The sequence below is a fragment of the Bradyrhizobium sp. USDA 4506 genome (genome assembly GCF_054058795.1).
On the sequence record NZ_JBSSBM010000002.1, the window covers coordinates 8084759 to 8095803 of the forward strand.

General features: G+C 65.6%; 11 protein-coding genes. 7 read left to right on the forward strand and 4 right to left on the reverse strand.

The annotated features are described in order from the left end of the window. Position 1 precedes the first annotated feature (1 nt). Positions 2-640: a DUF1007 family protein gene (locus ACVIHF_RS40245; protein WP_225648381.1), complete on the forward strand. Its 639-nt coding sequence runs from the start codon at positions 2-4 to the stop codon at positions 638-640. Next, entirely contained in the window at positions 637-1758 is a 1122-nt protein-coding gene (locus ACVIHF_RS40250) for a nickel/cobalt transporter (protein WP_456793674.1), read from the forward strand. Before ACVIHF_RS40245 ends, ACVIHF_RS40250 begins: the two co-directional genes overlap by 4 nt. A 158-nt stretch (positions 1759-1916) precedes the next feature. On the opposite strand, the gene ACVIHF_RS40255 is transcribed toward ACVIHF_RS40250, so the two are convergent. Then, positions 1917-2315, reverse strand: coding sequence for an MAPEG family protein (locus ACVIHF_RS40255; RefSeq protein ID WP_016842609.1), 399 nt, complete (start codon positions 2313-2315; stop codon positions 1917-1919). Between the two features lie 114 nt (positions 2316-2429). Between ACVIHF_RS40255 and hemH the strand changes: the two genes are divergently transcribed. The 3 genes from hemH (at position 2430) to ACVIHF_RS40270 (ending at position 5143) form a co-directional block, all read left to right on the forward strand. After that, positions 2430-3467 carry a ferrochelatase gene (hemH, locus tag ACVIHF_RS40260; RefSeq protein WP_456793675.1) on the forward strand — a complete coding sequence of 346 codons (1038 nt, stop codon included), beginning with the start codon at positions 2430-2432 and terminating at the stop codon, positions 3465-3467. Between the two features lie 183 nt (positions 3468-3650). After that, complete coding sequence (locus ACVIHF_RS40265; protein ID WP_076827695.1) at positions 3651-4655, forward strand: SPFH domain-containing protein; 1005 nt, start codon at positions 3651-3653, stop codon at positions 4653-4655. A gap of 41 nt (positions 4656-4696) precedes the next feature. Continuing rightward, on the forward strand, positions 4697-5143 hold the full coding sequence (locus tag ACVIHF_RS40270; RefSeq protein WP_028332871.1) for an NfeD family protein: 447 nt from the start codon (positions 4697-4699) through the stop codon (positions 5141-5143). Between the two features lie 189 nt (positions 5144-5332). On the opposite strand, the gene ACVIHF_RS40275 is transcribed toward ACVIHF_RS40270, so the two are convergent. Beyond that, the gene (locus ACVIHF_RS40275) at positions 5333-5668 is read right to left on the reverse strand and encodes a winged helix-turn-helix transcriptional regulator (RefSeq protein ID WP_456793676.1); all 336 of its coding nucleotides are present in this window, start codon (positions 5666-5668) and stop codon (positions 5333-5335) included. Positions 5669-5755: 87 nt separating this feature from the next. Between ACVIHF_RS40275 and ACVIHF_RS40280 the strand changes: the two genes are divergently transcribed. Then, a complete protein-coding gene (locus ACVIHF_RS40280; RefSeq protein WP_456793677.1) occupies positions 5756-6295 on the forward strand; it encodes a carboxymuconolactone decarboxylase family protein in 540 nt (179 codons plus the stop codon). Between the two features lie 100 nt (positions 6296-6395). Here ACVIHF_RS40280 and ACVIHF_RS40285 read toward each other — a convergent pair whose 3' ends face one another. Beyond that, positions 6396-7403 carry a KpsF/GutQ family sugar-phosphate isomerase gene (locus ACVIHF_RS40285; protein ID WP_057016246.1) on the reverse strand — a complete coding sequence of 336 codons (1008 nt, stop codon included), beginning with the start codon at positions 7401-7403 and terminating at the stop codon, positions 6396-6398. A 260-nt stretch (positions 7404-7663) separates the two neighbouring features. Between ACVIHF_RS40285 and ACVIHF_RS40290 the strand changes: the two genes are divergently transcribed. After that, a complete protein-coding gene (locus ACVIHF_RS40290; RefSeq protein WP_456793678.1) occupies positions 7664-9355 on the forward strand; it encodes an outer membrane beta-barrel protein in 1692 nt (563 codons plus the stop codon). A gap of 176 nt (positions 9356-9531) precedes the next feature. On the opposite strand, the gene ACVIHF_RS40295 is transcribed toward ACVIHF_RS40290, so the two are convergent. Further along, the gene (locus tag ACVIHF_RS40295; RefSeq protein WP_225163834.1) at positions 9532-10989 is read right to left on the reverse strand and encodes a glutamate synthase subunit beta; all 1458 of its coding nucleotides are present in this window, start codon (positions 10987-10989) and stop codon (positions 9532-9534) included. Positions 10990-11045: the final 56 nt, after the last annotated feature.

An 11045-nucleotide genomic window follows, 5' to 3' on the forward strand; every position in this document is an offset into this window, starting at 1 on the left:
GTTGAACCGGCTGATCGGCTGGCTCGTGCTTGCGGTGTCCGTCGTGCTCGGCACGGCGGCCGCCGAGGCCCATCCGCATGTCTGGATCGTCGCCAGGAGCGAGCTGATCTACGCGCCCGACGGCACCATCACGGGGGTCCGGCACGCCTGGACGTTTGACGACATGTTCTCGACCTACGCGCTGCAGGGCATCGAGACCAAGGTGAAGGGCGCCTACAGCCGCGAGGAGCTGGCGCCGCTGGCGCAGACCAATGTCGAATCGCTGAAGGAATACGCCTACTTCACCTTCGCCAAGGGCGACGGCAAGAAGCAGAAGTTCACCGAGCCGGTCGACTATTTCCTCGAATACAAGGATTCGGCGCTGACGCTGCACTTCACCTTGCCGGTGAAGACGCCGTTCAAGGCCAGGCAGCTCTCGCTCGAAGTGTTCGACCCGACCTATTTCATCGACTTCCAGTATGCCGAGAAGGAGCCGGTCAAGCTGGTCGGCGCCGCGGCGAACTGCAAGATGCAGTTCGAGCGGCCGAATAGCGACGGCACCGCAGCCGCGCAGAAGCTCGGCGAGCAGACCTTTCTCGACGGCGGCAACGGCAATTTCGGCATGATGTTCGCCAACAAGGTCTCGGTGGAGTGCCCATGACGCCGATTGCCTTCCGCATGATGCGCGGCCTCGCCGTGTCCGCGGCCGTGCTGGCGGCATTCGTGCTGCTCGATGGGACTGTTCATGCGCTGCTGGCGCAAAATCCGTTCGGCGCGCCACGTGCGGCGGAGCCGCAGGGCGGGCTGGTCGGCTGGCTCTTGGCGAAACAGTCGGAGTTTTACCGCGAGATTTCCCAGACCATCCGCGCCGCGAAATCCGACGGCTCGGCGGTCTGGACGCTGCTTGTGATCTCCTTTGCCTACGGGATCTTCCATGCCGCCGGCCCCGGCCACGGCAAGGCAGTGATTTCCTCCTACATGGTCGCCAATCGCGAGACCGCGCGGCGCGGCATCGTGCTGTCGTTCGCCTCGGCGCTGATGCAGTCGGTGGTCGCCGTTCTGATCGTGGGCATCTGTGCCTGGCTGCTCAACGCGACCGCGAAGACCATGTGCGGGGCGGAGAAGGCGATCGAGATCGCAAGCTACGCGCTGATCGCGGCGTTCGGCGCCCGTCTGGTGTGGGTCAAGGGCGGCGGCTTCTTCCGCGCGCTGCAGATGCCGCGGCCGGCGCTTGCCATGGCCGGCGCACATCAGCACGATCACGACCACCATGATCACGATCACCACGACCACGGCCATGATCATCATCATCGTCACGCGCATGACGATCACGGGCATCATCATGGTCACGGCCACGATCACGGGCATGACGCGCAGCACGTCCACGACGAGCATTGCGGCCATTCGCACGGGCCGACGCCGGCCGAGCTTGCTGGTCCCGGTGGCTGGCGGCGCGGCTTAGCTGCGATCCTCACTGTCGGGATCCGGCCCTGCTCGGGCGCGATCCTGGTGCTGGTGTTCGCGCTGGCGCAGGGCCTGTTCTGGGCCGGCATTGCCGCGACCTTCGTGATGGGGCTCGGCACCGCCATCACGGTGGCGGCGATCGCGCTGGTCGCGGTGTCGGCGCGCGGCGTGGCGGAGCGGCTGAGCGCGGCGCGCGACGGCGGCGGCATGGTCATCATGCGCGGCCTGGAATTCGCCGCCGCGGGCCTCGTGCTGCTGTTCGGGCTCGGGCTGCTGTTCGGCTACGTCGCGGCCGAACGGGCGACGTGCCTTTGAAGTCACCTCGCCCCGCTTGCGGGGAGAGGTCGAAATTCGCGTGCGCGAATTTCGGGTGAGGGGGAGTCTCCGCACGCTCGCTTCCATCGAATTTGCGGAGACGGCCCCTCACCCCAGCCCTCTCCCCGTAAGAACGGGGAGAGGGAGAAGAAACAGGCTCAACTCGTCAGATAGCCCCTGATCGCCGGCAGCAGGAAGATCGCGATGTTGATCGCGAATCCGATGCTCCAGAGGATCGAGCGCAGCGTCGGGCGGTTGCCGATATAGGTGAAGACGTAGGCGATCCGCACGATCAGGAACAGCACGGCGAGCTCGTCGATCAGCCGCAGCGGGCCGACCCGGAATTCGGCGAGCAGCACGGCGAAGGCGAAGAACGGGAAGGCCTCGATGCCGTTCTGGTGCGCGCCGAGCGCCCGCGAGCGGATCGGGTCGTCGTAGAAGTCGGGATCGCGCGGCCTGGCATTGTCGAAGCTGCGGAAGCCGGTCCACTTCACCGACACGATCGTCAGCAGCGAGAGCATCAGCGTCCCGAAGACGCACCATTCGGCGATCGTCATGGTTCCCCCTTATTCCGCAGGGGAACGTAGCCAACCCGCACTCGGCTTGACAAGGTTGGAGCAACGCGCGAAGCCCAAAGCTCCCAGGCGAAGGATATCAAGCGCAAGGCCATCATGAGCACGGTGATCCCCTTCGAGAGCGCGAAGCCTGCCGCGGGGCCGAAGCCGGAACGCGTCGGCGTGCTGCTGGTCAATCTCGGCACGCCCGATACGGCGGATGCCGCCGGCGTGCGGGTCTATCTCAAGGAATTCCTGTCCGATCCACGGGTGATCGAGGATCAGGGCCTGCTCTGGAAGCTGATCCTCAACGGCATCATCCTGCGGGTCCGTCCGGCCCGCAAGGCGCGCGACTATCTGAAGATCTGGAACACCGAGAAGAACGAGTCGCCGCTGAAGACCATCACGCGCTCGCAGGCCGACAAGCTGGCGGAGGCGATCGCCGATCACGACCACGTCGTGGTCGACTGGGCGATGCGCTACGGCAACCCCTCGATCAAGGAGCGCATCGAGGCGCTGGCGGCGCAGGGCTGCGGTCGGCTGCTGGTGGTGCCGCTCTATCCGCAATATTCCGCCGCGACGTCGGCGACCGTCTGCGACGAGGCGTTTCGCGTGCTGGCAGGCATGCGCGCGCAGCCGATCCTGCGGGTGACGCCGCCTTACTACGACGATCCCGACTACATCGAGGCGCTCGCGGTCTCGATCAATGCGCATCTCGCGGCATTGCCGTTCCAGCCCGAGATCATCGTCGCCTCGTTCCACGGCATGCCGAAGGAATATGTCGACAAGGGCGATCCGTATCAGGCGCAATGCATCGCCACGACCAATGCGCTGCGCAAGCGGCTCGGGCTCGATGCCGACAAGCTGATCCTCACCTTCCAGTCGCGCTTCGGCAAGGCCGAGTGGCTGCAGCCTTATACCGACAAGACCGTCGAGAAGCTGGCCAAGGACGGCGTGCGGCGCATTGCCGTGGTCACGCCCGGCTTCTCCGCCGATTGCCTGGAGACCCTGGAGGAGATCGCGCAGGAGAATGCCGAGATCTTCCGGCACAATGGCGGCGAGCAGTTTGCGGCAATCCCGTGCCTCAACGACAGTGACGGCGGCATGGACGTGATCCGCCAGCTCGTGCTGCGCGAGCTGCAAGGCTGGATCTAAGGAGGCTGGATTTGATTGTTAACGATCCGTGACACCGGGCACGGGCATTCGTTGGCATCTGGTCATCCGACAGCAGCTTCCTATGTGCTAGGGAGAACAACAGCCGGCTGAACCGGCGGAGCGGTCCTGCCGACCAATGCACGACCGTGACTGGCGACGGTCTCGCCGGCCCTGGAGGACTTTATGACTGGCTTCGACGTTTTCGCGATCGCGTTTGTTCTTCTCGTCATCGTTACGCTGTTCGCCGGGATCAAGACCGTTCCGCAGGGTTTTGACTGGACCATCGAGCGGTTCGGCAAATACACCCGCACGCTGTCGCCCGGCCTCAATCTGATCGTGCCGTATTTCGACCGCATCGGGCGCAAGATCAACATGATGGAGCAGGTGATCGACATCCCCGAGCAGGAGGTGATCACCAAGGACAACGCCACCGTGACGGTGGACGGCGTCGCGTTCTATCAGGTGTTCGATGCCGCCAAGGCTAGCTACGAGGTCGCCAATCTCAACCAGGCGATCACCGTCCTGACCATGACCAACATCCGCTCGGTGATGGGCTCGATGGATCTCGACCAGGTGCTGTCGCATCGCGACGAGATCAACGAACGCCTGCTGCGCGTGGTCGACGCCGCGGTGTCGCCCTGGGGCGTCAAGGTCAACCGCATCGAGATCAAGGACATCGTGCCGCCGGCCGACCTCGTCGAGGCGATGGGCCGGCAGATGAAGGCCGAGCGCGTCAAGCGCGCCGACATCTTGCAGGCCGAGGGCCAGCGGCAATCCGAAATCCTGCGCGCCGAGGGCGCCAAGCAGGGCCAGATCCTGCAGGCCGAGGGCCGCCGCGAGGCCGCCTTCCGCGATGCCGAGGCGCGCGAGCGGCTCGCCGAGGCCGAGGCCAAGGCGACCCAGATGGTGTCGGAATCGATCGCCAAGGGCGACGTCGCCGCGCTGAACTATTTCATCGCCGACAAGTACATCAAGGCGTTCGGCCAGCTTGCGGAGTCGCCGAACCAGAAGGTCCTGATGCTGCCGATCGAGACCTCGAGTGTGCTGGGCTCGCTGGCCGGCATCGGCGAGATCGCCCGCGCCACTTTCGGCGAGAGTGCGGCGTCCGCTACGGCCGCAGCACGGCGTGGCGGCTCGGTGCCGCCGGCCGGCCCGACGGCGCCGCCTCCGGTGCCGCCGCAGCGGTGAGGGCGTGACGGCGTCGCGCCCGCAATGGTAGAGGTCACGTCATGGCCGAGATGTTTTCGACATTGGGTACCTGGAACTGGCTGATCTTCGGCTTCATCCTGATGGCGCTGGAGCTTGCGGCGCCCGGGGTTTTCCTGTTCTGGCTCGGGCTCGCGGCACTGCTGGTCGGCCTGCTGTCGTTCGCCTTCACGCCGTCCTGGCAGATACAGCTCTTGATGTTCGCAGTGTTCGCCGCCCTGGCGGTGCCGGCATGGCGGCATTTCGCGAAGGGCGCGACGGCGGCAAGCAAGACCAATCCCTTCCTCAACCGCCGCAACGAAGCCCTGGTCGGCCGCGAATTCACGCTGGAGAAGCCGATCGTTGACGGTTCAGGCACGGTGCGGATCGACGATACGGTGTGGCGCGTCGCCGGCCCCGATGCGCCGGCCGGCAGCCGGGTGAAGGTCGTCCGCGCCGACGGCGCCAGCCTGACGGTGGCGATCGCTTAGTCTGGCCTGAGCCATCGACGACGACTCGGCCCCGAGCGTCGGATGCTGCTTCGGGCGAGTAATCCGTAGCCCGGGTGAGCCAACGGGTCGCGCGCATGCGCGCCCGATGACAGGCTCCGCGATACCCGGGGAAACCGGTCCCGCATGTCGCTCCGCTCATGCGGGCTACACACTTACGGCCGCCGAGGTCTAGCTGCCGCCCTGCTTGCTCCAGCGCTCGGCGAAGCGGTTGAGCGGCGTGAATGTCGCAAATAACTCGCGGCCGAGCGCGGTGAGGCCGTAACCATCCTCCGATAGTTCAACGAACCCGGCCTCGCGCAGCTCGGTCAATCGCGTCTGCAGGATGGTCGGCGAGGCCTCGTCGCAGACGGTGCGCAGCGCGCGCGAGGTCAGCGCGCCCTCGCGCAGCTCCCAGATGATGCGCAAGGTCCAGCGCCGTCCCAATAAATCGAGCAGCGCCATGATCGGGCGGCCGGACCGCGAGCCGCGGACGCCGGGTCTTGTGACTGGGCCCTGCTTCGGCATATCGCGAATTCCGTTCGGATCCCTCTTGCGAGTCGCTACAGATATTGTAGCGTGTCGCTACATTAAATGTAGCAACGGGATCAGCCCATGTCACGCCTCGCGCCGCTCGATCCGCCCTATCCGGCGGACGTTCAACAGCATTTCGATCGCACCATGCGCGGCAAGCCGCCGCTGGTGCTGTTCCGCGTGATGGCCGGCCATCCGCGCGCCTGGGAGAAGTTTCGCGGCGGCAGCCTGCTGGACCGCGGCCCGCTTCCCTTGCGGGCGCGGGAGATCGTGATCGACCGCACCTGCGCACTCAATGCCTGCGAATATGAATGGGGCGTCCACGTCACGGCGTTCCGCGCCGCCGCCGAACTGACGGAGCAGCAGGTCGACGCCACCGTGCGCGGTGCGGCCGATGCCGGCTGTTGGTCGCAGGCCGAACAGGCAATGATCACGGCAGTCGACGCGCTGCATGCCCGCGCGACATTGAGTGAGGAGGAATTCGCGGCGCTGTCGGCACATTACGGTGAGGACCAGATTCTGGAGATCATCCTCTTGTGCGGCTTCTACCGCACGGTCTCCTACCTCGCCAACGCGCTGGCCCTGCCGCTGGAGGAAACCGCGGCAAGATTTCCAGCATAGTTGTCATTGCGAGGAGCAAAGCGACGAAGCAATCCATGTCTCCGCGCGAGGAGAGATGGATTGCTTCGCTTCGCTCGCAATGACGGAAGAAAGCGCGGCTCTACGCCACGCCCGCCCGCAGCAGATCGTGCAGATGGATGATGCCGACCGGCTTCTTGGCGTCGGTCACGATCAGCGTCGTGATCTTCGAGGCGTTGAGCAGTTCCAGCACTTCGCCGGCCAGCGTATCGCGGCTGATCGTCTTCGGCGTCCTGGTCATGACCTCGTCGACCGACAGCGTCAAAAGGTCGGGGCGCATCTGCCGGCGCAGATCGCCGTCGGTGACGATGCCGACGAGATGGCCGTGGCGGTCGACGATGCCGACGCAGCCAAAACCCTTGGAGGTCATCTCGACCAGCGCGTCCGACATCTTGGTGCCGAGCGGCTTCAGCGGCAGCGCGTCGCCGCCATGCATCAGGTCGCGGGCATATTTCAGGAGCGCGCCGAGCTTGCCGCCCGGATGCAGCACGCTGAAATCGGTCGAGGTGAAGCCGCGGCCCTCGAGCAGCGCGATCGCCAGCGCATCGCCGAGCGCCAGCATCATCAGCGAGGACGTGGTCGGCGCCAGATTGTGCGGGCAGGCCTCGCGGGCCTTCGGCAGCGTCAGCTGCACGTCGGCGGCCTTGCTCAGCGTCGAGTCCTTGTCGGCCGTCATCGCGATCAGCGGAATGCCGAAGCGGGCGGCATAGGCGATCAGGTTGCGCATCTCCGGCTGCTCGCCGGACCATGACAGCGCCAGGATCACGTCATCGATCGTGATCATGCCGAGGTCGCCATGGCTCGCTTCGGCGGCGTGCACGAAGAACGCCGGCGTGCCGGTCGAGGCAAAGGTCGCGGCGATCTTGCGCCCGATATGGCCGGACTTGCCGAGCCCGGTGACGATCAGCCGTCCCTTGGCATTGCCGATCAACTCGGACGCCGCCGCGAACGGCGCGCCGAGGTCGGACTTCAGTGCCGCGGAGAGGGCTGCGACGCCGCTTGCTTCGGCATCGAGGGTGCGGAGCGCCGATTGAACGGCGCCGTCATCGGGGCCGGATGATTTGGTCATCAGCGGTTTCGGTTTGGCCATTTAGGATTCCAAGGGAGGGTTTTGCACCCGGGCGTCTCCCTTAGCACGTTCGATTCCGCGATGCGACGCGCGGCGGCCGATCCTCAACGGCTCATTAACCATAATTGTTTTAACTCCATTAACGACGTTTTCCGCCGCCCGGCGGAGTGCGTCCGACAAGTATGTGAATTCGTTGGAGTTTTTCCATCGTGTTGCGGCGGCCAGCAAGCGGCCCAAACCGGCGTGGACGCCTTGTCCGCGCGGTTTTGCCATGTCCGGCCGTGACCGCTCTGGCGCTGACCGTGACCACAGGGCTCGCTGCGGCCCAGACCGTGACGCCCGATCTGTTCAGTCCCAATCGCCAGAGCCAGGTGATCACACAGGATTCGCCGCTGCGCCGGACCACGGCCGACGCCATGGATCCGCTCAACGGCCTGAAGCTGCCCGACGCCGATCGCGATCGCCGTTCCTCCTCGTCTTCATCTTCATCGACACCAACGACGACGCGGATCGGGCAGGTCCCGACCTACGGGCTCCCCGCGGCGAACGGCGCCTCGACGTCGGGCTATGACTCGCTCAACCGCAAACGCCAGAAGCCGAAATACTACCCGGGCCAGGCCAAACCGAAGCCGCCGGCCGGACCGGGCTCGCCGCAGCCGACGTCGCCGCCATTGAACGCCACGGGACAGCTGCGGCTGTCGATCCCTCCCTCGGAGACCGCCAACAAGACGCCGCTGCCGCCGGCGATGGCCGGCACCATCGTCGGCCAGCCGCCGCGCAAGCGGCTCAAGATCGACGACGATCCGTTCGGCGCGGTCGGCGATTATGCCGGCTCGTTCATGGTCAAGACCGCGGTCGAGGTGATGGCCGGCTACGACACCAACCCCGGTCGGCTCTACTCGCCGCAGGGCAGGGCGTTCTACATGGTCGCGCCGGAATTCCTCGCGGTCTCCGACTGGGAGCGTCACGCCGTCGTCGCCGATTTGCGCGGCTCCTTCAACGGCTATGGCTCCGGGCTGACGCCGAACGCCGACGGCACGCCGCTGTCGGCGCCGCTCGACATCGACCGTCCGAATTTCACCGGCCATATCGACGGCCGTGTCGACGTCACCAAGGACACGCATCTCACGGCGCAGGCCCGCCTGCTGGTCTCGACCGACAATCCCGGCAGCCCGAACGTGCAGGCCGGCCTCGCCAGATATCCGATCTACACCACGGTCGGCGGCACCTTCGGCATCGACCAGCATTTCAACCGCATGCAGGTTTCGCTCGGCGGCACCATCGACCGCACCGACTACCAATGGTCGAAGCTCACCGACGGCACCTCTTCGTCGAACGACGACCGCAACTTCACCCAATACGGCGGCGTCGGCCGTGTCAGCTATGAGCTCAATCCGGCCGTGAAGCCCTTTGTCGAAGTCGAGGGCGACAGCCGCTTCCATGATCTCTATCTCGACCGCAACGGTTACGCGCGCAATTCGTCGGGCGGTTATGCCAAGGTCGGCACATCGTTCGAGTTCACCCGGCTGTTGTTCGGTGAGATCTCGATCGGCTATGCCATGCGCGACTATGTCGACCCGCGGCTTAGCCGACTCGAAGGCCTGCTCACCACGGCCTCGCTGACCTGGACCGCGACGCCGCTGACCACGGCAAAGTTCTATTCCGACACCCAGATCGGCGAGACCACGCTGCCCGGCACCTCGGGCGTGCTGTCGCGCACCTACACCGTCGAGGTCGATCACGACTTCCGCCGCTGGCTGACCGGCATCGGCAAATTCACCTACGGCACGCTCGATTACCAGGGCGACAACCGCACCGACAAGATCTACGTGTTGTCGGGCGACCTGATCTACAAGCTGACCCGCAGCCTCTGGATCAAGGGCACGCTGAGCCGGAACTGGCTGGATTCGAATCAGCCGGGACAGAGCTCGGCGTCGACGGTGGTGATGCTGGGCGTTCGGGTGCAGAATTAGCGGTGAGGATGCGCGAGTCGCATCTCAAATGAGGTGTCGTGCTCCGCGAACGCGGGGCACCCAGTACGCCGCGGCCTGTCCGTTCAAGCCCTGACGTCTCTGGAATACTGGATCGCCCGCTTTCGCGGGCGATGACAGTTCAGTGTGTGGCTGCAGTGGCGTGGCGGCTGACGCGCTTACCCCGGCAGATCGGTCTTCCCCATCAGGAAGGTGTCGATCGAGCGCGCGCACAGGCGGCCTTCTCGGATCGCCCAGACCACGAGCGACTGGCCGCGGCGCATATCGCCGGCGGAGAAGATCTTCGCACGCGAGGTCTGGTAGTCGTGCAGGGAGGCGCGGACGTTGCCGCGCTGGTCGAGCTCGACGCCCAGCGTCTTGAGCAGGCCCTCGTGCACCGGATGGACGAAGCCCATCGCCAGCAGCACGAGCTCGGCGTCGAGCGTGAATTCGGTGCCGGGCAGCGGCTTGAACTTGTCGTCGACCTTGACGCAATGCAGCTTCGTCACCTTGCCGTCGACGCCTTCGAACTTCGTCGTCAGCACGGCGAATTCGCGCACCGCGCCTTCGGCCTGGCTCGAGGACGTGCGCATCTTCAGCGGCCAGTTCGGCCAGGTCACGCCCTTGTTCTCGTGCTCGGGCGGCGCCGGCATGATCTCGAGCTGGGTCACCGACTTGGCACCTTGCCGGAACGAGGTGCCGATGCAGTCCGAGCCGGTATCGCCGCCGCCGATCACGACGACATGCTTGCCGCCGGCGAGGATGTCGGCGGCGCCGTTCAGCGGCTCGCCGGAGACGCGGCGGTTCTGCTGCGGCAGGAAGTCCATCGCGAAGTGGATGCCGGAAAGCTCGCGGCCGGGGATCGGCAGGTCGCGCGGGGCCTCCGCGCCGCCGGTCAGCGCCACGGCGTCATACTGCTTGGCGAGCTCTTGCGGATCGATCGCACCGGGCGTCGAGCCGCCCACGGCCTTGCCGTAGTGGAAGGTGACGCCCTCGGCTTCCATCTGCGCCACGCGGCGATCGATGATGCCCTTCTCCATCTTGAAGTCGGGAATGCCGTAGCGCAGCAGGCCGCCGGCCTTGGCGAACTTCTCGTAGACATGCACCTCGTGGCCGGCGCGCGCGAGCTGCTGCGCAGCCGCCATGCCGGCGGGACCCGAGCCGATCACGGCGACCTTCTTGCCGGTCTTCTGCGCAGCGATTTCCGGCTTGAGCCAGCCATTGTCCCAGGCGCGGTCGACGATCGCGCATTCGATGGTCTTGATGGTGACCGGGTTGTCGTCGATGTTGAGCGTGCAGGACGCCTCGCACGGCGCCGGGCAGATGCGGCCGGTGAATTCGGGGAAATTGTTGGTCGAGTGCAGGTTGCGCGAGGCTTCTTCCCAGTTGCCCTGATAGACGAGGTCGTTGAAATCGGGGATCTGGTTGTTGACCGGGCAGCCCGGCGTGCCCGGCGCGGTCGAGCCCGTGCCGTGGCAATAGGGGATGCCGCAATTCATGCAGCGCGCAGCCTGGTCGCGCGTGTCTTTCTCGCTCAGCGGAATGACGAATTCCCTGAAGTTCTTGAGTCGATCGGCGACCGGCTCGTACTTGCGGTCATGCCGCTCGATCTCGAGAAAACCTGTGATCTTACCCATTGAAACCCGATGCCCCTGCATCTCAGTTGTTCCGTCATTCCGGGCTGCGCCGAAGG

What these genes read in the sequence shown, in the direction of transcription:
- ACVIHF_RS40250 (WP_456793674.1), top strand. Translation starts at nt 637, where the DNA reads ATGACGCCGATTGCCTTCCGCATGATGCGCGGCCTCGCCGTGTCCGCG.
- ACVIHF_RS40255 (WP_016842609.1), bottom strand. Translation starts at nt 2,315, where the DNA reads ATGACGATCGCCGAATGGTGCGTCTTCGGGACGCTGATGCTCTCGCTG.
- hemH (WP_456793675.1), top strand. Translation starts at nt 2,430, where the DNA reads ATGAGCACGGTGATCCCCTTCGAGAGCGCGAAGCCTGCCGCGGGGCCG.
- ACVIHF_RS40265 (WP_076827695.1), top strand. Translation starts at nt 3,651, where the DNA reads ATGACTGGCTTCGACGTTTTCGCGATCGCGTTTGTTCTTCTCGTCATC.
- ACVIHF_RS40270 (WP_028332871.1), top strand. Translation starts at nt 4,697, where the DNA reads ATGGCCGAGATGTTTTCGACATTGGGTACCTGGAACTGGCTGATCTTC.
- ACVIHF_RS40275 (WP_456793676.1), bottom strand. Translation starts at nt 5,668, where the DNA reads ATGCCGAAGCAGGGCCCAGTCACAAGACCCGGCGTCCGCGGCTCGCGG.
- ACVIHF_RS40280 (WP_456793677.1), top strand. Translation starts at nt 5,756, where the DNA reads ATGTCACGCCTCGCGCCGCTCGATCCGCCCTATCCGGCGGACGTTCAA.
- ACVIHF_RS40285 (WP_057016246.1), bottom strand. Translation starts at nt 7,403, where the DNA reads ATGGCCAAACCGAAACCGCTGATGACCAAATCATCCGGCCCCGATGAC.
- ACVIHF_RS40295 (WP_225163834.1), bottom strand. Translation starts at nt 10,989, where the DNA reads ATGGGTAAGATCACAGGTTTTCTCGAGATCGAGCGGCATGACCGCAAG.